The following is a 21,404-nucleotide window of genomic DNA, read 5'->3' as shown; positions in this document are numbered from 1 at the left end:
GCGCTCGACGATCTCGACGCCATCATGGCGCTCGAGCACGCGTCCTTCCCGACCGACGCGTGGAGCCCGGCGATGATGCGCGAAGAGCTTGCGTCTCCGCACGGCTGGTACGTCGTCGTCGAAGAGGCCGGTCGGCTCGTCGGCTACGCCGGGCTCCGCGCCGTCCGCGGGGCGAAGGATGCCGACATCCAGACGATCACGATCGCCGAGACCGCGCGCGGCCGCGGCCGCGGGCGTGCGCTGCTGGCCGAACTCCTCGAAGAAGCCGAGCGGCGCGGCGTGCACGACGTGTTCCTCGAGGTGCGCGCCGACAACCCCGTCGCCCAGACCCTGTACGCCTCGGAAGGGTTCGCCGAGGTCGGGCGGCGCCCGCGGTACTACCAGCCCGACGACGTCGACGCGATCGTGATGCAGCTCGACCTGCGCGCGTGGGCGGCCCGCCGCACGCCCGACGATGCGGCGACGACCGGAAAGGGATGGTGCTGATGGACGCGCCCCTCGTGCTCGGCATCGAGACCAGTTGCGATGAGACCGGGATCGGCATCGTCCGGGGTCGGCAGCTGCTGAGCAACACGATCGCCTCGAGCATGGACGAGCACGCCCGCTACGGCGGTGTCGTGCCCGAGGTCGCCGCCCGCGCGCACCTCGAGGCCCTGCAGCCGTCGATCGACGCGGCGCTCGCCGAGGCGGGCGTGACGCTCGACGAGATCGACGCCGTCGCCGTCACGAGCGGCCCCGGACTCGCCGGTGCCCTGATGGTCGGCGTCGGTGCGGCCAAGGGCCTCGCGGTCGCCCTCGACAAGCCGCTTTACGCCGTCAACCACCTCGTCGGTCACATCGCCGCCGACATCCTCGACGCCGACGCCGGCGAGCTGGAGTACCCCACCGTCGCGCTGCTCGTGAGCGGCGGGCACACGTCCCTGCTCCTCGTCCGCGATCTCACCAGCGACGTCGAGCTGCTCGGCGAGACGATGGATGACGCGGCCGGCGAGGCCTTCGACAAGGTCGCGCGCCTGCTGAAGCTGCCGTACCCGGGCGGCCCCGAGATCGATCGTGCCGCGGCTTCGGGTGATCCGACCGCGATCCGCTTCCCCCGCGGGCTCTCGCGCGCTTCCGACATGGCATCCCACCGCTACGACTTCTCGTTCTCGGGCCTGAAGACCGCCGTGGCCCGGTGGGTCGAGCAGCACGAAGCGGCGGGGCAGCCGGTGCCGGTCGCCGACGTCGCGGCGTCGTTCCGCGAGGCCGTCGTCGATGTGCTCGTCACCAAGGCCCTCGACGCGTGCGAGCGCTACGGGGTGCCGCGCCTGCTCCTCGGCGGGGGAGTGATCGCCAACAAGCGTCTGCGCGATGTCGCCCTCGAGCGCGCCGCCGCCGCCGGCGTCTCGGTGCGCATCCCGCCGCTGCGGCTCTGCACCGACAACGGCGCCATGATCGCCGCGCTCGCCGCCGAACTCATCACCTCGGGACGCCGCCCGTCGACCCTCGCCTTCGGAGCCGATTCGACGCTTCCGGTGACCGAGATCCAGGTGGCGGAGGATCCGGATGCCACGGCCCCGGCGCCCCTGACCGCACGGGCGGCCTCGTGAGCGAGACGCAGCCGCCGAGCCGGCGCGCGCTCAAGGCGGCCGAGGCGGAGGGAGCCCCCACCGCGGCCGAGCAGATCGCCGCGGGCGACGCCTTCGACGACCACCGGCTGCCCACGGCGCAGCTCGAGCGCGCCGCGTTCGGCGAGCACGTCGTGCCCTGGAGTCCGCCGGCCCCGGTCGCGCCACCGTCCGTCGCGCCGTGGGCCCTGGCCGTCGCGATCGCCGCTCTCGTCGCGTCGCTGTTCGCCGGCGTTCTGCTGCCCCTCGGCGTCGTCGCGATCGTCATGTCGATCATCTCGCTGCGCCGCGCGCACGACAGTCGCCGCGTCGCGATCTGGGCGCTCGCGCTCGCCGTGCTGTCGGTGATCTTCAGCGGCGGCTGGCTGATCTGGGCGCTGCCGCAGCTCTCGACGGTCTGATCTCCGGGCCCATCAGCCCACGCGGTCGGCGAGGAGCGCGACGCGGCGCCCCGCGACGCGCGTCATGAGCAGCGTCGCCGACTCGTCGCCCCGCAGCGACAGGCGGGGCCGCAGCACGGCGGGGTCGACGTCGACCCCGCGCTTCTTGATCTCGAGGGTGCCGATGTTGCGCTCCCGCAGCGCCCGCGCGAGCTTCTTCGTGTCCGCCGGGAGCTCCTCGCGGACGCGGAACGACGAGACGAACGGGCTCGTGAGCGCCGCGTCGGAGGTCAGGTAGGCGATGCCCGGCGCCAGCATCCCGGCATCCAGGGAGCGGGCGACCTCGCCGATGAGTCGCGCGCGGATGACGGCGCCGTCGGGCTCGTGTACGAAGGCGCCGAGTTCGCGCGGCTCGACGTCGGGCGCGTCGGCGGGAGCCGTCAACTCCCACACGTCGTCGCCTCGCACGACGAGCGCGGCGCGGCGCACACCCTCGCGAGCGAGACGTCCCGACCAGAGGACGAGTTCGATCGTCGAGCCGTCGGCGCTGATCCACTGCGCCTCGACGTCGTCAGGGATCAGTTCGCGGTCGAACGCCGGCCCGAGCTTCACCCCGCCGGGTCGCGCCTGCAGCAGCCCGAACACCCAGTCCAGTGACGGCGACCACTGGTCGGCCGACACGCGCCGCGTCTCGCCGTGCCCGGCGGTGCGTCGCGCGGGGTCGAGCCACACGGCATCCACTCCGCCGAGGTCGGCGTCTTCCGCGCGCCCGTGCGCCACGGTCACGGCGTCGCCGAAGGGCGCGAGGTTGTACGCGGCGATCGCGGCCGTGACCTCGTCGGCGTCGACCGCTTCGACGCGGATGCCGAGCCCCGCGAGGCCGAGGGCGTCTCCGCCGATCCCGCAGCCGAGGTCGGCCACCGACGAGACGCCGGCCGCGCGGAACCGCCCCGCATGGCGGGCGGCGATGGACAGCCGCGTCGCCTGTTCCAGTCCCGCCCGGGTGAAGAGCATGCGGTCGGCGAACGGACCGAACTTCGCGGCGGCCTTCACGCGCAGACGGGCCTGGCCCACCACGGCGGCTACGAGATCGGGGGAGTGGCCGGCGGCCCGCAGTCGCGACACCGCGCGCGCGGCTTCGTCGGTCGTCGTGAGCGGACCCAGCTCGTCGAGCAGGGACAGGCCCTCGGCGGTGAGCAAGGCGGTGAGCTCGGCGATCTCCACCGGCCCAGCCTAGGTGTCGATTCTGTTGGCACTCGCGTTGCGTGAGTGCCAACGCTTCTCTACACTCGGATTAGCACTCTCCCCGCGTGAGTGCTGACAAGTCTTCTGTAACGAGAAAGAAGAGGTAGACCGTGTCGGTTTCCATCAAGCCGCTCGAGGACCGCATCGTCATCAAGCAGGTCGAGGCTGAGCAGACCACCGCGAGTGGTCTCGTCATCCCCGACACCGCCAAGGAGAAGCCGCAGGAGGGCGAGGTCGTCGCCGTCGGACCCGGCCGTATCGACGACAACGGCAACCGTGTCCCCCTCGACGTCACCGTCGGCGACCGCGTGCTCTACAGCAAGTACGGCGGGACCGAGGTCAAGTTCGGCGCCGACGAGTACCTGGTGCTCTCGGCTCGCGACGTCCTCGCGGTGGTCGTGCGCTGATCGCTCTGCGATTTCCGTAGAACCCCGGATGCCTCGGCATCCGGGGTTCTGCTTTTGGCGCGGAATGCGCGGTGTCCGGCAGATCCGCGTCGGCGCCCGCGCCTAGGCTGAGGCAGTGACCCCCGCTTCGCCGCCCGCCTCGGGATCCGTCCGCGGCGGCCTCTTCGCCTTCGCCGCCTATCTGCTGTGGGGCGTGCTGCCGCTGTACTTCCTGCAGCTCGAGCCGACCGGTCCGTGGGAGCTGGTCGCGTGGCGCATCCTGCTGTCGTTCTTGTTCTGCCTGATCCTGCTGACGGTCCTGCGCGCGTGGCGCCCCTTCCTCGCGATCGTCCGGCAGCCCCGCCTCCTCGGCCTGACGGCGCTGGCGGGCGCCCTCATCTACGTCAACTGGCAGACCTACGTCTACGGCGCCCTGAACGACCGGGTGATCGAGACGAGCCTCGGCTACTTCATCAACCCCATCGTCACGGTGCTGCTCGGGGTCACGGTGCTCCGCGAGCGGCTGCGTCCGGTCCAGTGGATCGCGATCGGGCTGTCGGTGGCCGCGGTGATGGTGATCGTCGTCGGTTACGGGGCATTCCCCTGGATCGCCCTGACGCTGGCGCTGTCGTTCGGCGTCTACGGACTGGTCAAGAAGCAGATCGGCCCGTCGGTGGATGCCGTCAGCGGTCTGACCCTCGAATCCTTCTGGCTGCTCCCGGTCGCCGTCGTGCAGCTGATCCTCGTGGCCGTGACGAGCGGGCTCACCATGGGCGCGAACGGCCCACTGCACACGGCCCTGCTGGCATCGGCGGGAGCGATCACCGCGATTCCGTTGCTGCTGTTCGCGGCCGGCGCTCGCCGGGCGCCGCTGACGGTCATGGGTCTCATCCAATTCGTCGCGCCGATCATCCAGTTCGGGATCGGCGTGTGGGTGCTGCACGAGCCGATGACGCTCGAGCGGTGGATCGGATTCGGGCTGGTCTGGGTCGCGCTGACGATTCTCAGCATCGACTCGCTCGTGGCGGCGCGTCGGCGCCGGACCGCAATATCGGATGTCAGCGAACCCGTCTAGAGGGCGTTATGACGCCGTGACCTCGGCGACGCACATCGTTAACGAACGGCAACACGACGAAAACGTGGAGACGATTAGGTTTAGGACACCAGACGGCACCCCTGTGCCGTCCAACGTTCATCCACAGCAAGGAGCACTATGAGCGTCTTCACGCGTTCGCGTGCCGGCAAGGTCCTGGGCGGTCTCGCTCTGGTCGGTGCCAGCGCGCTCGTCCTCGCCGGTTGCGCCGGTGGCGGCGACGCCGCCGCCCCCAGCGCATCGTCCAGCGGAGGCGCCGTGTCCAAGGCCGACGGCACGTTCAGCGTCGGCACGATCCTGCCCGCCACCGGTAACCTCGCCTTCCTCGGCCCGCCCGAGGTCGCCGGCGTGAAGCTCGCGATCAAGGACATCGAGGCCACGGGCGACGCGTTCCCGTTCAAGACCACGCTCACCGAGCGCGACTCGGGTGACACGACGACCGACATCGCCACGCAGTCGGCGACGGAGCTCGTCAGCGCCGGAGCCGACGTCGTCATCGGTGCCGCGTCCTCGGGTGTGTCGTTCACGTTCGTCGACCAGCTGGTCAACGCGGGCATCGTCCAGATCTCGCCGGCCAACACGTCGCCCGACTTCACGACGTACGCCGACGACGGGTACTACTGGCGTACCGCCCCCTCGGACGTCCTCCAGGGTCGCGTGCTCGGTAACCTCATGACCGGTGACGGTGCTGCCAACGTCGGCATCATCTACATCAACGACCCGTACGGCACCGGCCTGAAGGACAACGCCACCAAGGCCGTCGAGGCTGCCGGCGGCGAGGTCTCGGTCGCGGTTCCCTACAACCCGGGCGACACGGTGTTCACGTCGCAGGTCGACCAGCTCCTGGCCGCCAAGCCCGACGCCATCGCGGTCATCGCGTTCGAGGAGACCTCCTCGATCATCCCGCAGCTGGTGAACACGCAGGGCTTCCCGGGGTCGAAGGTGTACTTCGTCGACGGCAACCTGTCCAACTCGTACGAGTTCCAGCCCGGCACGCTGCAGGGCGCCAAGGGAACGCTGCCCGGCAACCCGGCCGACACCGCCTTCCAGAGCCGTCTTCTCGAGGTCGACCCGGCGCTCACCGACTTCAGCTACGCGCCGGAGTCGTACGACGCGGTCATCGTCGCGGCCCTGGCTGCGGCGCAGGCCAAGGACGACTCGGGCACGGCGATCCGTGACAACCTGCAGTCGGTCACCGAGGGCGGCGAGAAGTGCACGACCTTCGCGGACTGCCTGACGCTGATCAACGACGGCAAGGACATCGACTACGACGGTGTCTCGGGCCCGATCACGTTCGACGCGAACGGTGACCCGACCGAGGCGTACATCGGCATCTACCAGTACGGTGCCGACAACAAGTACACCCTGCTGAACACGGAGTTCGGTTCGCTCAACGAGTGATCTGATCCGATCAGGGAGGGCCCGGATGCCACGGCATCCGGGCCCTTCTGTCTGCGTCCCGCGCGCGAGGGGTCAATATCTGTCGCTTCAAATGCTCTCAGGCGACAGATATTGACCCCTCACGCGGCACGCGCGGCGGTCAGGCCGCGGGCGCCAGGCCGCAGGCGGCGGCGGTGAAGGCGAGCAGGTCGTCGGCCACCGCCTGCGGGCGCGGCAGCGAGACCACCACCTCGCGGCCGTCGACGCGGGCGACGAGGTCGAAGAGCGTTCCGACCTTGTCTTCCGCGATCGCGTGCGGGTCGCACCGGCGCGGCGTCACGGCCACCGTCAGCGTCGAGGGGGCATCGCCGGGGGAGACGGTCGTGTCGAGCCCCGCTTCCTCCCCTCCGGCGAAATGCAGCAGCGGGGTGCCCCGCAGCGCCTCGAGCTCGATCGGCGCGCCGTCTCCGCCCGTCGGCGTGATCGAGATCGTCAGGTCGGCCGTCCCGTCTCCGCGGGGCGAAGCGGCCGTGGCCGCGACCTCCGCCACGGCCGCGAGATCGTCGCGGTCGCACTGTGTCGCGCTCAGGCGGGCGAGGATGCCGAGCGGATCGTCGGCGTCGACCTCGGACGTACCCGAGATGCCGCCGATCGTCGTCTCGAGGGTCACGCGGGCCGCCCCGTCGCCCGACCCGCAGCGCAGGGCGGGAAGGGTCACCGGAAGGTCCAGGATGCGGCCGGGCGCGAGCGTCTCCGCGCGGAGGGCATCCCACGCGGCCGGGGAAGCCAGCGCCGGCGCCGCCAGTGTGGCGGCTGCGATCGTCACCGTCTCATCCGAACCGTTGTCGACCCGGAGCTGCACCCGGCCCGGCGCGATGTCGCCGCGTTGCTGGATGACCGCGACCGTCAGGCCCGTCGGGATGCCGGGGGGAGGAGCCGCGGAGCATCCCGCGAGGGCGACGCCCACCAGGGTGAGCGTCGCCCCCACGGGACGCGCGCGGATCAGGCTTCGGTCTCCCGTGCGTCGCGCTTGGCGTCCTCGTCGGCGGCCAGCGTGCCGAGGTACAGCTCGATGACGCGGGGGTCGGTGAGCAGCTCGCGCCCGGTGCCCGTGTACGCGTCCTTGCCCTGGTCGAGCACGTACGCCCGGTGGCAGATCTGCAAGCAGCGGCGGGCGTTCTGCTCGACCATGATGATCGTCACGCCGGCGCGGTTGATCTCGGCGACCCGGAGGAACGTCTCGTCCTGGCGAACGGGGGAGAGGCCGGCCGAGGGCTCGTCGAGGAGCAGGACCGACGGGTTCATCATGAGCGCGCGACCCATCGCGACCATCTGCCGCTCACCGCCTGAGAGCGAGCCGGCGCGCTGACGGCGGCGCTTGGCGAGCTCGGGGAACAGGCCCGTGACGAACTCGAAGCGCTCGGCGAAGACCTTGGGGCGCTGGAAGAGCCCCATCTGCAGGTTTTCCTCGATCGACAGGCTCGGGAACACGTTGTTGTTCTGCGGGACCATGCCGACGCCCTTGCCGACGAGCTTGTCGGCCTTGAGCGCGGTGATGTCCTCGCCGTTGAGCAGGACGGCACCGCCGCGGATCTTGACCTGGCCGAAGATGGCCTTCAGCAGGGTCGACTTGCCGGCGCCGTTCGGGCCGATGATGCCGATCAGGTCGCCCTGGTAGGCATCGACGGTGCACCCGTTGAGGATGTTCACACCGGGCAGGTAGCCGGCGACGAGGTCGTCGGTACGCAGCACCGCGGTGCGGGTTGCGGTTGCGGTGTCGGTCATCAGAGCTTCCCGTCCTTCTCGTCGGCGACGAGGTCGGCTTCGGCTTCGGCGGCGGCCTCGGCCTGGATGGTCTCCATCTGCGACGTGGTCATGTCGCCCAGGTCGGTGTCGTGGTGCGCGCCGAGATAGGCATCGATGACCGCCTGGTCGCTCATCACCGTCTCGGGCGGGCCCTCGGCGACCACGCGGCCCTCGGCCATGACGACGACCCAGTCCGAGATGTGGCGGACCATGTGCATGTCGTGCTCGACGAAGAGCACCGTCATGCCTTCCTTCTTCAGGTCGAGGATGTGGCCGAGCAGGCTCTGCGTGAGCGCCGGATTCACGCCGGCCATCGGCTCGTCGAGCATGACGAGCGTCGGGTCGCTCATGAGCGCGCGCGCCATCTCGAGGAGCTTGCGCTGGCCGCCGGAGAGCGACGCGGCGAAGTCCTCGCGCTTGGCATCCAGCTTGAACCGGCGCAGCAGGTCGTCAGCGCGTTCGGTGTTCGACTTCTCCTGCGAGCTCCAGATCCCGGGGATCATGGCCCGGAAGATGTTCTCGCCCTTCTGCCCGCGTGCGCCGAGCAGCATGTTCTGCAGCACGGAGAGTCGACCGAGCGATTTGGTCAGCTGGAACGTGCGGACCATGCCCTTGCGCGACACCTTGAACGCGGGCACCCCGGCGAGGTTGGACCCCTCGAAGCTCCAGCGGCCGGTGTTGGGCTTGTCGAACCCGGTGAGCAGGTTGAACAGCGTGGTCTTTCCGGCGCCGTTCGGGCCAATGAGGGCGGTGATCTGCCCGCGGGGGATCTCGAGGTGCTCGACGTCGACGGCCTTCAGCCCGCCGAACTGCCGCGTGACTCCGTCGGCGACGACGATCGGGTCGACCTTCTCGCAGCCGGGGCCGACCTCGCCCTTCACCAGGGGGTGGGTGACGGTCGTGTCAGACATTGAACGACAGCTCCTTCTTGTTGCCGAAGATGCCCTGTGGCCGGAAGATGACCAGGAGCATCAGCCCGATCCCGACGATGATGAAGCGCACCTGCCCGGTCTGGGTCGAGCTCATGAAGCCGAGGACGCCGATGTCGCGGAGCCCGACGATGATGCCGTTGGACAGCGACAGCAGCACCCAGAAGAGCGCGGCGCCCACGATGGGTCCGAGGAGGGTCGCGGCGCCGCCGAGCAGCAGCGCGGTCCAGATGAAGAACGTCAGCGCGGTTCCGTAGTTACCGGGCTGCACAGCGCGCGGGAGGATGAAGACCACGCCGGCGAGACCGCCCATCACGCCGCCGAGCACGAGCGCCTGCATCTTGTAGGAGTAGACGTTCTTGCCGAGGCTGCGCACGGCATCCTCGTCTTCGCGGATGCCCTTGACGACGCGGCCCCACGGGCTGCGCATCAGGAGCCACACCAGCAGAGTGGCGAGGATCACGAGCCCCCAGCCGAACAGGCGCACCCACCAGTCGTTGGCGGAGTAGGTCCACGGCCCGATGCCGTAGGTGCCGCCGGGGAGCGGGTTCATGTTCTGGAACTCGCGGTTGTACCCGTTGAGGCCCTGCGAACCGCCGGTGATGTCGGTGAGCCCGACCGTCGAGACCACGTACCGGACGATCTCGGCCGCCGCGATGGTCACGATGGCGAGGTAGTCGGCGCGCAGCCGCAGGGTGGGGATGCCGAGGATGAAGGCGAACAGCACCGAGGCGACGATCGCGACGAGGATCGCCAGCCACACGGGGGCCGAGAACGACAGCGTGGCGATGGCGAAGGCGTAGGCGCCGACGGCCATGAAGCCGGCCTGACCGAAGTTCAGCAGACCCGCGTAGCCGAAGTGGACGCTGAGGCCGATCGCCGCGAGGGCGTAGGCGGCCGTCGTCGGGCTGATGAGCTCGCCGGCGGCGTTGTTGAAGATTGAGAGCCAGTCCATGTCGTTCTTCCTCAGCCGATCCGCTCTTTACGACCGAGCACACCTTGCGGCCGGAACAGCAGCACGCCGATGAGCACGATCAGGGCCACCGCGTACCGGAGGTCCGGCGGGATGACGATGGTGGACATTTCCGTGATGATGCCGATGATGAGCGAGCCGACGAGGGCGCCGAAGGCACTGCCCAGACCACCGAGGGTCACCGCCGCGAACAGCAGCAGGAGGATCGCGAAGCCCATGTCCCACGTGACACCGCGGTACAGGCCGTAGAGCACGCCCGAGAGGCCGGTGAGTGCGCCCGCGAGGACCCAGACGATGCGGATGACGCGGTCGACGTTGATTCCGGATGCCGCCGCGAGCGAGGCGTTGTCGCTGACCGCGCGGGTCGCCTTGCCGATGCGGGTGCGGGTCAGGAAGTAGGCGACCGCGGCGAGCATGACCACGCTGACGCCCATGCTGATCAGCGACGTGAGCGTGATCGTCACCGGACCGATCGTGACGTTGTCGGTGATCCCGGTGTCGATGTTCCGCGTGCCGCCGTCGAAGAAGTAGAGGTACAGGTACCGCAGGACGATCGAGAGGCCGATCGTCACGATGAGCACCTGGACCAACCCGACCCCGCGTTTGCGGAGAGGTTTGAACAGCACGGCATCCTGTGTCCAGCCGAGGGCGGCGGACAGCGCCACCGTGAGCAGCACGGCCAGGAGCAGGTTCCAGCCGAGCGAGGTGAACACGTAGAAGATGATCGCGCCGAAGGTCAGCATCTCGCCGTGCGCGAAGTTGTTCACACCGGTCGTGCCGAAGATGAGCGAGATGCCGATCGCGGCGAGGGCGAGCAGCAGCCCGAAGTTCAGGCCGTAGATGAAGCGCGAGAAGAGGGTCTCCCAGATCGACCCCGTCGCCGCGGTGCCCTCGCCGGTGGGGAAGAGGACGTTCACGGTGTTGGTGGTGCCGACGGTCACGTCGCGCGTGATGTTCTCGGGGTCGCGCGGGGCGACGCCGTCGGGCAGCGAGTCGACGTTGAGCTTCGCGGTGTACTGGCCCGGGCCCGGGACGGCGACCGACCAGCGGCCGTCGGCACCCGTGGTGCCGACTTCCGAGAAGCCGGAGCCTTCGACCGCGATCTCGACCCCTTCGACGGGTTCGTCTCCGCTGCGGATGATGCCGCCGATCGTGTACTGGGTCGCGACGTCGACCGTGCCGGGCGTCGACGCCGGGGTGGGAGGCGGTGTGGTCTGCGCGTGAGCCGGTGCGGCCAGGAACAGACTCAGGGCCGCGACCGCGCTCGCCAGAAGCGACACGATGAGGAGGGCTGGGCGGGCAAGGGTGCGCGATCGTGTCGCGGTGGGGGAGGAATGACCCACGGAGTCTCCAGTTCGGCAGCGCTGACGATGTCGTTTCGTCAGCTTCGACGATCGACGCTACGAGCGTAATGTGTCGTTCGTGTTTCGGCTCGTCGCCGTTAGCGAACCGTGTCGTGGCGAAGCCGCCCGCGCGAGCGGCGACTCGGGAATGATTCCGCCCCTCGCGGCGCTTAGAATTCATGGCGGAGCGCTTCGCGCGCACCGGCCGACGTCGTCCTTTTTCGAACAGGCGCCGCGCGCGCAGGAGGATCCATGGAGCAGCACGACCCCTTCGGTTTCATCGGACTGACCTATGACGACGTCCTGCTCCTGCCGGGGCACACGGACGTCATCCCGAGCGAGGCCGACACGTCGTCGCGGCTCACCCGTCGCATCACCGTCGCGACCCCGCTGCTGTCGTCCGCGATGGACACCGTGACCGAGGCCCGCATGGCGATCGCGATCGCCCGCCAGGGCGGCATCGGCATCGTGCACCGTAACCTCTCGATCGAGGACCAGGCGGCGATCGTCGACCAGGTCAAGCGCAGCGAGTCCGGCATGGTCTCGAACCCGATCACCACGACCCCGGATGCCACCGTGGCCGAGGTCGACGCGATGTGCGCGCAGTACCGCATCTCGGGTCTGCCGGTCATCGACCCGGACGGCGTCCTGGTCGGCATCATCACCAACCGCGACATGCGATTCGTCTCGGGCTTCGAGCGCCAGACGACCCTGGTCAAGGACGTGATGACGAAGGAGGGCCTCATCACCGGCCCCGTCGGCATCCACGCGAACGACGTCATCGCCACCTTCGCCAAGCACCGCGTCGAGAAGCTGCCGCTCGTCGACGACGACGGCAAGCTCGCGGGCCTCATCACCATCAAGGACTTCGACAAGAGCGAGAAGTACCCGCTCGCGACCAAGGACGAGCAGGGCCGCCTGCGCGTCGGCGCGGCGATCGGCTTCTTCGGCGACGCGTGGCAGCGCGCCGAGGCCCTGCGCGACGCCGGTGTCGATGTGCTCGTCGTCGACACCGCCAACGGGCAATCGGCCGGCGTCATCGACATCGTCCGTCGACTGAAGGCGGACGAGTCGTTCGCGCACGTCGACGTCATCGGCGGCAACGTCGCCACGCGCGAGGGCGCTCAGGCGCTCATCGACGCCGGCGTGGACGCCGTGAAGGTCGGCGTCGGTCCGGGCTCGATCTGTACCACGCGTGTCGTCGCGGGTGTCGGCGTGCCGCAGGTCACCGCCATCTACGAGGCCGCGCAGGCCGCGATCCCGGCGGGCGTGCCGGTGATCGCCGACGGCGGCCTGCAGTACTCGGGCGACATCGCCAAGGCGCTCGTCGCCGGTGCCGACACCGTGATGCTCGGTTCGCTGCTCGCCGGCACGGACGAGTCTCCGGGCGAGATCGTGTTCCAGGGCGGCAAGCAGTTCAAGCAGTACCGCGGAATGGGGTCGCTGGGTGCGCTGCAGACCCGTGGCAAGAAGACCTCGTACTCGAAGGACCGGTACTTCCAGGCCGACGTCCCCAGCGACGACAAGCTGATCCCCGAGGGCATCGAGGGTCAGGTCCCGTACCGCGGGCCCGTCGCCGCGGTGGCGTACCAGCTCATCGGCGGTCTTCGGCAGTCGATGTTCTACGTCGGCGCCCGCACGGTCGAGGAGCTGAAGACCAAGGGCAAGTTCGTCCGCATCACCTCGGCGGGACTCAAGGAGTCGCACCCGCACGACGTGCAGATCGTCGTCGAGGCTCCGAACTACAAGAAGTAATCGGGATTCCGAAGGGCCGGGCGAGCGATCGCCCGGCCCTTCGGCGTTCCGGGCGCGCGGCTACGCTGTGCGAATGATCCGACGTGAGAGGCATCCCTCGGTCACCGTCTCGGCCCGACGCACCGAGGCGTACACGGACGGCGTCTTCGCGATCGCGGCGACGCTGCTCGTGCTGGACCTCACGTCGCAGTCGCTCGGCGACGTGGCCTCGGATGCCGACCTCGCCGGCGCCCTGCTCGACATGCGGCATCCGGTGTTCTCGTTCGTCATCAGCTTCCTGGTGCTCTGCATCATGTGGATGACGCACGTGCGTCAGTTCGAGTGGATCGTGCGGATCGACAACGCGGGGATGTGGATCAACAATCTCCGGTTGCTGCTGATCGTGCTGGTCCCGTTCACGACGTCGCTGGACACCGATTACTCCGAGTTCCTGCTCGGTCGCCTGCTGCTGCCGGTGAACTTCTTCCTGGCGATCCTCGTGGGCTGGCTCCAGTGGACGTGGGCGCTGCGCTCGGGCGCGATCCCCGACCTCTCGCGCGACGATGCGAGGCGCCTCGGACGTGCGGCGCTCAGCGCCGTGATCCTCAGCGGGCTCGCGGTCGCGGTGAGTCCTCTGGTCGGGTCCGCCGGGTTCCTGCTGTTCCTCTTCGACGGGCCGCTGACCCGGAGGCTGCGCGGCGCGGACGCGCCGACCGATCCTACCGCCACGCGCTCGACGCCCCCGGCGGAACCGGGGGCGTCGAGCGGGACGGACTGAGGGGACCTCGCGCGGTTCGGCGTCAGCGGGCCAGCGACGGTTCCGCGGGTGCCGCCTGCGGGTCGACCACCGCGCGCGGCGAGCGGCCGGCGGGGAGGAGCAGGGCCAGGCCGGCGGCGACCAGCAGCACCGCCGAGCCGACGAAGATCGCGGGGCGGGCGGCATCCACGTAGAGGTCCGGCACCAGCTGCCCGCCGGCGCCGACGAAGATGGCCGTCATGACGGCGGTCCCGAGCGCCAGCCCGATCTCGCGCACGGTGGAGTTGACGCCGGACGCCTTCGCGTGGTCGACGACGTCGAGTGTGGCGAGCAACGCCGTCGCCGACGGAGCGAAGACGAGTCCCATGCCCACTCCCGCGAAGATGAACGGCGGCACGAGCGTGGCGTACTCGACCTCGGCCGACATGGTGAGCGCGATCCAACCGAGGGCGATGGCCTGCAGCAGGAGCCCCGCGATCATGAGCGGACGCGTTCCGACCCGCGGGGCGAAGATGCCGGCGAGCGGCGCGACGACCATGGGAGCGAGGGTCCAGGGAGTCGTCTGCAGCGCCGCTTCGAACGGGGTCGACCCCTGCACCACCTGCAGGAACTGGATGAGAAGGAACACCGCACCGAACGTCCCGAAGCTGAAGGCGAAGCCGACCACGTTCGTGACCGAGAAGGACCGGTCGCGGAACAACCGCAGGGGCACGAGGGGCGATCGGGTCCGCAGCTGCCAGCCAACGAACGCGATCACCAGGAGCGAGCCGAGCACGAGTTCGACCACGACGGATGCCGAGCCCCACCCGTCGTCGTTGCCGCGGACGATCGCGTGCACCAGGGCCAGGACGCCGCTTCCGGCCAGGACGGCTCCGACGACATCGATGCGCGCGCGGTCGCCGAACGCGTTGGGGAGAGCCCACAGGGCGAGCGGGATCGCCACGATGGCGACGGGCACGTTGAGCCAGAAGATCGCCTGCCAGTTCCACCCCTCCATGACCGCGCCGCCCACGAGCGGTCCGACCGCGACGCCGAGACCGGAGATGCCTCCCCAGATGCCGATGGCGAGAGGTCGACGCTCCGGGGCGACGGCGCCGCTGAGGAGGGCGAGGGACAGCGGCATGACGCCTGCCGCACCGAGTCCCTGGACCGCCCGTGCCGCGATCAGCTGAGCGGGGTCGACGCTCAGCGCCGCGAGCACGGACCCGACCCCGAAGGCGACGATGCCGACGACGAACGCCGTGCGCCGTCCGAAGCGATCACCGAGGGCGGAGGCGATGAGGATGAGGCTCGCGAAAGCGAGCGTGTACGCGTTGACGAACCACTGCAGCTCCTCGATGCTCGCGCCGAGCTCGCTGTGGAGGACGGGGAGGGCGTTGGTCATGACGAGGTTGTCGAGGGTGGCCATGAACATCGGCAGGGACGCGGCGATCACGACCCAGACGAACGGGCGCGATCGAGGGGGAGTGTTCACGAGAGCTCCTTGTTGTAATCGACTGATAACAAATCTGAGGTCACTGTACTAATCGACTGATAACCTGTCAACATGCCGTCACCGACAGACTCCGCGCCCGCGCGCCGAATGAGCTCGGAGGAGCGGCGGGAGCAGATCCTGGCCGCCGCGCTCGCCGTGTTCGGCGCCAAGGGATACGTGGGCACCACGACCGACGACGTGGCCCGTGCGGCGGGGATCTCCCAGCCGTACGTCGTGCGTCTGTTCGGCACGAAGGAGAACCTCTTCGTCGCCGCACTCGAAGCCGCCCTGGACCGCCTGTTGGGCGCGTTCGCCGCGGCCGCCGAGGGTGCGAGCCCGGGTGAGCTGCCGGAACGCGTCGGCCACGCCTACATCGGTCTCCTGCAGGTGCGGGGTCTGCATCAGACCCTGTCGCACGCGTTCCTGCTCGGCGCTCACCCGGTCATCGGACCGCGTGCCCGTGACGGCTTCGCGCGCGTGTGGGAGTTCCTGCGCCACGTTGGGTTCGACGTCCAGTCCGCCCAGGCGTTCCTGGCCCAGGGCATGATGATCAACTCGATGTTCGGTCTGCGCCTCGCCGACGACTACGACACCGACCCGCGGGTGCACGAGCTCTTCGACGCCTGCTTTCCGACCGACAAGGTGCGTGTGCTCTCGATGGCGCCCCGGGCGGACGAACCCTGGTGAGCACGCCGACCGGCAAAATGCGGGCGGGTAGGCTGGGGGAGTGACCATGGAGATCGACCTCGGCCGCGCCAAGCGTGCCCGCCGCGCCTACACCTTCGACGACATCGCCGTCGTGCCGTCGCGCCGCACGCGCAACCCGGAAGACGTGTCGACGGCGTGGACCATCGACGCGTTCCCGTTCGAGATCCCGGTGCTCGGCGCCCCGATGGACTCCGTCGTGAGCCCCCGCACCGCGATCGAGCTGGGCCGCCTCGGCGGTCTCGGCGTCCTCGACCTCGAGGGCTTGTGGACGCGCTACGACGACCCCGAACCGCTGCTGGCCGAGATCGCGGGCCTCCCCGACTCCGAAGCCACCCGGCGCATGCAGGAGCTCTACTCCGAGCCCATCAAGCCGGAGCTCGTGCGCGACCGTCTCGCCGAGGTCCGCGCCGCCGGGGTCACCGTCGCCGGAGCGTTGACCCCCCAGCGCACCCACGACCTGTACGAGACCGTCGTCGCCGCGGGCGTCGACCTCTTCGTCATCCGCGGGACGACCGTCTCCGCCGAGCACGTCTCGAGCGTGGCCGAGCCGCTGAACCTCAAGAAGTTCATCTACGACCTCGACGTTCCGGTGATCGTCGGCGGGGCCGCCACCTACACCGCTGCCCTGCACCTCATGCGCACGGGCGCGGCGGGTGTGCTGGTCGGCTTCGGCGGCGGCGCCGCCTCCACGACCCGCGCGACCCTCGGCCTCCACGCTCCGATGGCCACCGCGGTCGCCGATGTCGCCGGTGCCCGCCGTGATTACCTCGACGAGTCGGGCGGCCGCTACGTGCACGTCATCGCCGACGGCGGCGTCGGAACCTCGGGCGACATCGTCAAGGCGCTCGCCATGGGTGCGGACGCGGTCATGCTGGGCGTCGCGCTCGCGCGGGCCACCGACGCCCCGGGGCGCGGTTTCCACTGGGGTCCCGAGGCGCACCACCCCAAGCTGCCGCGCGGCCACCGCGTCGCGGTCGACCGCGTGGGTCCGCTCGAGCAGATCCTGTACGGCCCCGCCCCCGTGGCCGACGGCACCGCGAACCTCATCGGAGCGCTCAGGAAGTCGATGGCCACGACCGGGTACTCCGACCTCAAGGAGTTCCAGCGCGTCGAGGTCGTCGTCGCGCCCTACGGACACTGATGCCGGAGACCGCGTGACCTCTCCCACCGCGCTCGAGCAGGAGCCCCGCCAGGTCTTCCCGCCGACCCTGCGCGAGGTCATGCTGCGCCCGCGCTGGCTGGCGCTCCTGGCGTTCTCGCTCGTCGTCGCCGGCCTCCTGGCGTGGCTCGGGCAGTGGCAGCTCGGCCGCGCGATCGACACGGCCCCCGCCGAGCCCGGCCAGACAGAGATCGTGCGACCGCTCGCCGATGTCGCGCAGCCGGGCGCCTATCTGCCCGAGCCCCTCGTCGGGCAGCGGGTCGAGGCCAGTGGTCGCTGGATCCCCGACGACTTCCTCGTCGTCTCGTCCCGGTACAACGACGGTGTCGAGGGGTATTGGGTCACCGGTCAGCTGCGACTCGACGGGGTGGCGACGCCCACCTCGATCGCGGTCGCCGTGGGCTGGGCGAGCGATGCCGCCTCGGCGCGGAACGCCGTCGACGCCCTCCAGGATCAGGTCGAGTCCGATCCCGACGCCATCGTCACGGTGACCGGGCGTCTCATCTCGGACGAGGGTCCGGGCCGCCCGCCGGCGGGGGTCGACCCGCAGACCATGTCGCGGATGTCTCCGGCCGTGCTGCTGGGGCGCTGGCACGACGTCGACGGGGTCGCCGTCTACCGTCCCTATCTCGCGTCGCAGTCCGCGATCGGACCCCTGGATGCCATCGACTCGCCCGCTCCCGATGAGCGCTCGAGCGTGAACTGGCTGAACATCTTCTACGCCGTGGAGTGGGCCATCTTCGCCGGCTTCGCCCTGTACCTCTGGTACCGCCTCGCCCGCGACGCGTGGGAGAAGGAAGTGGAAGATCTCGAGGACGAACAGTCCGAGGCCCTCGCGGCGGGTTCCGCGGAATCCCGCGACTAGACTGGCATCCATGCCCCGCGCCCCCAAGCTCGCCTCGTTCCCGGCGATCCGCGGAGCCCTGAAGTTCTACCAGATCTGCTCGATCATCACCGGTACCGGCCTGCTCCTGCTCGTCGCCGAGATGATCGTGAAGTACACGCCCATCCACAAGGAACTCTTCCTGGGCGGATCCGGTGGCTTCCTGTGGTTCGCCGATGCCATCCCCGGACCCGGATGCCAGTGGTTCTCCCTGTTCGTGCCGGGTGGCAGCGGCTGCGAGATCCTCTCGACCGGCGACGGTGTGAACATCTCGCTCGCGATCCTCGTGATCCACGGCTGGTTCTACGTCGTGTACCTCTTCTCCTGCTTCCGCGTGTGGAGTCTCATGCGCTGGCCGTTCCGCCGTTTCGTGTTCCTCGCGCTCGGCGGCGTCGTGCCCTTCCTCTCCTTCATCCTCGAGGTGCGCACCGCCCGCAGCGTGCGCGCCTACCTCGCCGAGCGCGAAGCCGCCGAGGCATCCGCTCCCGTCCCCGCCCCGGAAGGAACCCGGTGACCGAACAGACCGAAACGTCGCAGCGTCCCGTCCTCGTCGTCGACTTCGGCGCCCAGTACGCGCAGCTGATCGCCCGCCGCGTCCGCGAAGCCGGTGTCTACAGCGAGATCGTCCCGCACACCGCGACGGCCGACGACATCGCCGCGAAGAACCCCGTGGGCATCATCCTCTCCGGCGGCCCCTCGTCGGTGTACGAAGAGGGTGCCCCGCGGCTCGACGGTGGCGTGTTCGACCTCGACGTGCCCACGCTCGGCATCTGCTACGGATTCCAGGTGATGGCCCAGGCCCTCGGCGGCGAGGTCGCGAACACCGGTCTCCGCGAGTACGGTGCGACGGATGCCACGGTCGTCACCGAAGGCACACTCCTCGAGGGACAGCCCGTCGAGCAGAACGTCTGGATGAGCCACGGCGATCAGGTCTCGCGCGCCCCCGAGGGGTTCGAGGTCCTCGCGCGCACCGCGCACACGCCCGTCGCGGCGTTCGCGAACGACGCCCGCCGCATGTACGGCGTGCAGTGGCATCCCGAGGTGAAGCACACCGACCACGGCCAGCGGGTCATCGAGAACTTCCTGCACAAGGCGGCCGGGCTCCCGGCGGACTGGAACAGCGGCAACGTGATCGCTGAGCAGGTCGCCCGCATCCGCGAGCAGGTCGGCACCGGCCGCGTGCTGTCCGCGCTGTCGGGCGGCGTCGACTCCGCCGTCTCGACCGCCCTCGTGCACGAAGCCGTCGGCGACCAGCTCGTCGCCGTGTTCGTCGACCACGGGCTCCTCCGCAAGGGCGAGCGCGAGCAGGTCGAGAACGACTACGTCGCCTCCACCGGTGTGCGGCTCATCACCGTCGACGCGCGCGAGACGTTCCTGAACGCCCTCGCCGGCGTCAGCGACCCCGAAGAGAAGCGCAAGATCATCGGCCGCGAGTTCATCCGCGCGTTCGAGAAGGTCCAGGCCGACCTCGTCGCCGAGGCGAAGGCCGACGGCGAGCCGATCCGGTTCCTCGTGCAGGGCACGCTGTACCCCGACGTCGTCGAGTCCGGCGGCGGCGCGGGAACCGCGAACATCAAGTCGCACCACAACGTCGGCGGCCTCCCCGAAGACCTGCAGTTCGAGCTCGTCGAGCCGCTGCGCACCCTCTTCAAGGACGAGGTCCGCGCGATCGGTCGCGAGCTCGGCCTCCCCGAGGCCATCGTCGGCCGGCAGCCCTTTCCGGGGCCCGGTCTTGGCATCCGCATCGTGGGCGAGGTCACCGCTGACCGCCTCGAGATTCTGCGTGAGGCCGACGCCATCGCCCGCGCCGAGCTGACGAAGGCCGGCCTGGATGCCGAGATCTGGCAGTGCCCCGTCGTGCTGCTGGCCGACGTGCGCTCGGTGGGCGTGCAGGGCGACGGCCGCACCTACGGTCACCCGATCGTGCTGCGCCCCGTCTCCAGCGAGGACGCGATGACCGCCGACTGGACGCGTCTGCCCTACGACGTGCTGTCGAAGATCTCGAACCGCATCACCAACGAGGTGCGCGAAGTCAACCGCGTGGTGCTCGACGTGACGTCGAAGCCGCCGGGGACGATCGAATGGGAGTGAGCCGGGTCTGACACCGGCTCCCGCGCCCCCGCCGTCGTCCGGCTCCGGGGTGTCGTCTTCCGATCGAGAGCAGGGCCCCTACCCCGATCGACCGGAAGACGACACCCCTCCACCGGACGGCGGCGGGGGCGCTCTGTCGTCAGCGGCGAAGGTATACGTTGGAGGCGTCGGCGATCAGCCCTCGGGAATCTCCCGGGTTCGTCCGGCCAGAACGGCACAAGTCTCCCGTGACCCGTATCGACTTCTCCGGCTACCGTGACGTGCTGCGCGTGACCGGAGCCCCCTGGTTCACCCTCGCGGGGTGGGTCGCCCGCTTCCCGCGCGGAACGCTCAACCTCGGCATCGTGCTGCTCGTCCAGGCCGCGACCGGGAGCTTCGCGCTCGCGGGTGGAGTGGGCGCCGCGTTCGTCGTCGGCACGGCGTTCGCGGGCCCGCTGTGGTCCCGACTCATGGATCGCCGCGGGCAGCGCCCCGTGCTGCTCCTCGCCGCCCTGACGCTGTCGCTCGCAGTCGTGATGCTCGTGTGGGCGGTGCTCGCCGCGACACCGGTCGTGACGTGGTTCGGGATGGCGGTGGTCGCCGGCGCCGTCTCGGTCGACGTCGGACCCGCGGTCCGCGCGCGGTGGGGCGCCCTCGTCCCTCCTGAGCGGCGGCACAGCGCCTACGCCCTCGAATCGATCGCCGACGAGAGCGTCTTCGTCATCGCCCCGCCCGTCCTCACGCTGATCGCCGCGGCGGCCGCCCCGCAGGTCGGGATCGCCGTCGTGGTGATGGTGGGCGCGATCGGGCTCCTCTGGCTCGGCCTGCTGCGCGGGTCGCAACCGCCCCGCGTCGCCGTCACCGGTCCGCGTCCACGCCTCCTGCCCCCGGTCGGCATCCTTCCGGTGACCGTCGCCTGGGTCGGGGTGGGAGCGATGTTCGGCTCATTCGACGTCACCGCCGTCTCCTGGGCGGACCGAGCCGGTGCTCCGTGGTTGGCCGGGCTCCTGATGGCCTCCCTCGCCGTCGGGAACACCGCCGGCGCGCTCGTCTACGGCGCTCTTCGGCAGCGGGGCTCCCTGCGCGCCCGCTGGCTCCGCAGCAGCGTCCTGCTCGCCGTCGCAGGGTCCGCTCTGCCGTTCGTCGCCGACAGCCTCGCGGCACTGGTGGTCGCCGCGGTGGTCGGGGCTCTCATCGGGCCGGTCCTGGTCGCGGGGTTCGCTCTCGTGGAGTCGCGGGCGGACCGCGACCGCGTCACGGAACTCCTCGCGTACCCGTCGCTGGGCTTGGGGGCCGGCATTCCGCTGGGGTCGACCCTCGCGGGAGTGGGGCTGGATGCCGCAGGCCCCGTGCTCGGGTTCACCGTGATGGCCGTGAGCTGTGCGGCGACCCTCGTGCTCGGTGCGACCGGCGAGGCACTGCTGTCGGCCCGACCGAAGGCGGCATCCATCCGCTCGATGGGAGTGGGGTCGTAGGG

The 21,404-nt window shown here is 70.0% G+C and carries 21 protein-coding genes; 14 read left to right on the top strand and 7 right to left on the bottom strand.

Annotated elements, in window-relative coordinates:
* The first annotated feature begins 24 nt into the window (after window positions 1–24).
* From rimI to CSIV_RS06655, 3 genes are read left to right on the top strand one after another with little or no spacing between them, the layout of a single operon-like run.
* The gene (gene rimI / locus CSIV_RS06665; protein WP_202401054.1) at window positions 25–486 is read left to right on the top strand and encodes a ribosomal protein S18-alanine N-acetyltransferase; all 462 of its coding nucleotides are present in this window, start codon (window positions 25–27) and stop codon (window positions 484–486) included.
* On the top strand, window positions 486–1,589 hold the full coding sequence (tsaD, locus tag CSIV_RS06660) for a tRNA (adenosine(37)-N6)-threonylcarbamoyltransferase complex transferase subunit TsaD (protein WP_077050660.1): 1,104 nt from the start codon (window positions 486–488) through the stop codon (window positions 1,587–1,589). Before rimI ends, tsaD begins: the two co-directional genes overlap by 1 nt.
* Window positions 1,586–2,008 carry a hypothetical protein gene (locus tag CSIV_RS06655; RefSeq protein WP_077050598.1) on the top strand — a complete coding sequence of 141 codons (423 nt, stop codon included), beginning with the start codon at window positions 1,586–1,588 and terminating at the stop codon, window positions 2,006–2,008. Before tsaD ends, CSIV_RS06655 begins: the two co-directional genes overlap by 4 nt.
* Before the next feature lie 12 nt (window positions 2,009–2,020).
* On the opposite strand, the gene CSIV_RS06650 is transcribed toward CSIV_RS06655, so the two are convergent.
* Window positions 2,021–3,211: a class I SAM-dependent methyltransferase gene (locus tag CSIV_RS06650; RefSeq protein WP_077050597.1), complete on the bottom strand. Its 1,191-nt coding sequence runs from the start codon at window positions 3,209–3,211 to the stop codon at window positions 2,021–2,023.
* A 131-nt stretch (window positions 3,212–3,342) separates the two neighbouring features.
* On the opposite strand from CSIV_RS06650, the gene groES reads away from it, so the two are divergent.
* The 3 genes from groES (at window position 3,343) to CSIV_RS06635 (ending at window position 6,112) form a co-directional block, all read left to right on the top strand.
* Window positions 3,343–3,639: a co-chaperone GroES gene (gene groES, locus CSIV_RS06645; protein ID WP_076491199.1), complete on the top strand. Its 297-nt coding sequence runs from the start codon at window positions 3,343–3,345 to the stop codon at window positions 3,637–3,639.
* Between the two features lie 115 nt (window positions 3,640–3,754).
* Window positions 3,755–4,693: an EamA family transporter RarD gene (gene rarD, locus CSIV_RS06640; protein ID WP_077050596.1), complete on the top strand. Its 939-nt coding sequence runs from the start codon at window positions 3,755–3,757 to the stop codon at window positions 4,691–4,693.
* A gap of 138 nt (window positions 4,694–4,831) precedes the next feature.
* On the top strand, window positions 4,832–6,112 hold the full coding sequence (locus CSIV_RS06635; RefSeq protein ID WP_077050595.1) for an ABC transporter substrate-binding protein: 1,281 nt from the start codon (window positions 4,832–4,834) through the stop codon (window positions 6,110–6,112).
* A 139-nt stretch (window positions 6,113–6,251) separates the two neighbouring features.
* Here CSIV_RS06635 and CSIV_RS06630 read toward each other — a convergent pair whose 3' ends face one another.
* From CSIV_RS06630 to CSIV_RS06610, 5 genes are read right to left on the bottom strand one after another with little or no spacing between them, the layout of a single operon-like run.
* Complete coding sequence (locus CSIV_RS06630; protein ID WP_139340621.1) at window positions 6,252–7,058, bottom strand: hypothetical protein; 807 nt, start codon at window positions 7,056–7,058, stop codon at window positions 6,252–6,254.
* Between the two features lie 35 nt (window positions 7,059–7,093).
* Window positions 7,094–7,876, bottom strand: coding sequence for an ABC transporter ATP-binding protein (locus CSIV_RS06625; protein ID WP_077050593.1), 783 nt, complete (start codon window positions 7,874–7,876; stop codon window positions 7,094–7,096).
* Complete coding sequence (locus CSIV_RS06620) at window positions 7,876–8,808, bottom strand: ABC transporter ATP-binding protein (protein ID WP_077050592.1); 933 nt, start codon at window positions 8,806–8,808, stop codon at window positions 7,876–7,878. Before CSIV_RS06620 ends, CSIV_RS06625 begins: the two co-directional genes overlap by 1 nt.
* Window positions 8,801–9,781 carry a branched-chain amino acid ABC transporter permease gene (locus tag CSIV_RS06615; RefSeq protein ID WP_077050591.1) on the bottom strand — a complete coding sequence of 327 codons (981 nt, stop codon included), beginning with the start codon at window positions 9,779–9,781 and terminating at the stop codon, window positions 8,801–8,803. Before CSIV_RS06615 ends, CSIV_RS06620 begins: the two co-directional genes overlap by 8 nt.
* A gap of 11 nt (window positions 9,782–9,792) precedes the next feature.
* Window positions 9,793–11,142, bottom strand: a complete 1,350-nt coding sequence (locus tag CSIV_RS06610) for a branched-chain amino acid ABC transporter permease (protein ID WP_077050590.1) — start codon at window positions 11,140–11,142, stop codon at window positions 9,793–9,795.
* Between the two features lie 252 nt (window positions 11,143–11,394).
* Here CSIV_RS06610 and guaB point away from each other — a divergent pair, with 252 nt between their 5' ends.
* Complete coding sequence (gene guaB, locus CSIV_RS06605; RefSeq protein WP_077050589.1) at window positions 11,395–12,897, top strand: IMP dehydrogenase; 1,503 nt, start codon at window positions 11,395–11,397, stop codon at window positions 12,895–12,897.
* 73 nt (window positions 12,898–12,970) lie between these two features.
* Window positions 12,971–13,654, top strand: a complete 684-nt coding sequence (locus tag CSIV_RS06600; RefSeq protein WP_083735023.1) for a TMEM175 family protein — start codon at window positions 12,971–12,973, stop codon at window positions 13,652–13,654.
* A 22-nt stretch (window positions 13,655–13,676) separates the two neighbouring features.
* Here the strand turns inward: CSIV_RS06600 and CSIV_RS06595 are convergent, their stop codons facing one another.
* Window positions 13,677–15,107: a DHA2 family efflux MFS transporter permease subunit gene (locus tag CSIV_RS06595; RefSeq protein ID WP_077050588.1), complete on the bottom strand. Its 1,431-nt coding sequence runs from the start codon at window positions 15,105–15,107 to the stop codon at window positions 13,677–13,679.
* A 72-nt stretch (window positions 15,108–15,179) separates the two neighbouring features.
* Between CSIV_RS06595 and CSIV_RS06590 the strand changes: the two genes are divergently transcribed.
* The 6 genes from CSIV_RS06590 (at window position 15,180) to CSIV_RS06565 (ending at window position 21,402) form a co-directional block, all read left to right on the top strand.
* On the top strand, window positions 15,180–15,794 hold the full coding sequence (locus CSIV_RS06590) for a TetR/AcrR family transcriptional regulator (protein ID WP_077050587.1): 615 nt from the start codon (window positions 15,180–15,182) through the stop codon (window positions 15,792–15,794).
* Between the two features lie 46 nt (window positions 15,795–15,840).
* The gene (locus CSIV_RS06585; RefSeq protein ID WP_077050586.1) at window positions 15,841–16,956 is read left to right on the top strand and encodes a GuaB3 family IMP dehydrogenase-related protein; all 1,116 of its coding nucleotides are present in this window, start codon (window positions 15,841–15,843) and stop codon (window positions 16,954–16,956) included.
* A gap of 79 nt (window positions 16,957–17,035) precedes the next feature.
* The gene (locus CSIV_RS06580) at window positions 17,036–17,839 is read left to right on the top strand and encodes an SURF1 family protein (protein WP_083735030.1); all 804 of its coding nucleotides are present in this window, start codon (window positions 17,036–17,038) and stop codon (window positions 17,837–17,839) included.
* A gap of 10 nt (window positions 17,840–17,849) precedes the next feature.
* The gene (locus CSIV_RS06575; RefSeq protein WP_077050584.1) at window positions 17,850–18,371 is read left to right on the top strand and encodes a DUF3817 domain-containing protein; all 522 of its coding nucleotides are present in this window, start codon (window positions 17,850–17,852) and stop codon (window positions 18,369–18,371) included.
* Window positions 18,368–19,948, top strand: coding sequence for a glutamine-hydrolyzing GMP synthase (gene guaA / locus CSIV_RS06570; RefSeq protein WP_077050583.1), 1,581 nt, complete (start codon window positions 18,368–18,370; stop codon window positions 19,946–19,948). The genes CSIV_RS06575 and guaA overlap by 4 nt, the downstream gene beginning before the upstream one ends.
* A 227-nt stretch (window positions 19,949–20,175) precedes the next feature.
* Complete coding sequence (locus CSIV_RS06565) at window positions 20,176–21,402, top strand: MFS transporter (protein ID WP_077050582.1); 1,227 nt, start codon at window positions 20,176–20,178, stop codon at window positions 21,400–21,402.
* The last annotated feature ends 2 nt before the right edge of the window (window positions 21,403–21,404 follow it).

The organism is Microbacterium sp. CSI-V (genome assembly GCF_001984105.1).
GTDB lineage: Bacteria > Actinomycetota > Actinomycetes > Actinomycetales > Microbacteriaceae > Microbacterium.
Note: the sequence above shows the minus strand (reverse complement) of the source record. Positions and strands in the feature narration are given on the sequence as shown.

Excerpts from the sequence above, each read along its gene's own strand:
- rimI (WP_202401054.1), top strand. The coding sequence starts at position 25 with ATGGCGCTCGAGCACGCGTCCTTCCCGACCGACGCGTGGAGCCCGGCG.
- tsaD (WP_077050660.1), top strand. The coding sequence starts at position 486 with ATGGACGCGCCCCTCGTGCTCGGCATCGAGACCAGTTGCGATGAGACC.
- CSIV_RS06635 (WP_077050595.1), top strand. The coding sequence starts at position 4,832 with ATGAGCGTCTTCACGCGTTCGCGTGCCGGCAAGGTCCTGGGCGGTCTC.
- CSIV_RS06625 (WP_077050593.1), bottom strand. The coding sequence starts at position 7,876 with ATGACCGACACCGCAACCGCAACCCGCACCGCGGTGCTGCGTACCGAC.
- CSIV_RS06620 (WP_077050592.1), bottom strand. The coding sequence starts at position 8,808 with ATGTCTGACACGACCGTCACCCACCCCCTGGTGAAGGGCGAGGTCGGC.
- CSIV_RS06615 (WP_077050591.1), bottom strand. The coding sequence starts at position 9,781 with ATGGACTGGCTCTCAATCTTCAACAACGCCGCCGGCGAGCTCATCAGC.
- guaB (WP_077050589.1), top strand. The coding sequence starts at position 11,395 with ATGGAGCAGCACGACCCCTTCGGTTTCATCGGACTGACCTATGACGAC.
- CSIV_RS06600 (WP_083735023.1), top strand. The coding sequence starts at position 12,971 with ATGATCCGACGTGAGAGGCATCCCTCGGTCACCGTCTCGGCCCGACGC.
- CSIV_RS06590 (WP_077050587.1), top strand. The coding sequence starts at position 15,180 with ATGCCGTCACCGACAGACTCCGCGCCCGCGCGCCGAATGAGCTCGGAG.
- CSIV_RS06585 (WP_077050586.1), top strand. The coding sequence starts at position 15,841 with ATGGAGATCGACCTCGGCCGCGCCAAGCGTGCCCGCCGCGCCTACACC.
- CSIV_RS06580 (WP_083735030.1), top strand. The coding sequence starts at position 17,036 with ATGCTGCGCCCGCGCTGGCTGGCGCTCCTGGCGTTCTCGCTCGTCGTC.
- CSIV_RS06575 (WP_077050584.1), top strand. The coding sequence starts at position 17,850 with ATGCCCCGCGCCCCCAAGCTCGCCTCGTTCCCGGCGATCCGCGGAGCC.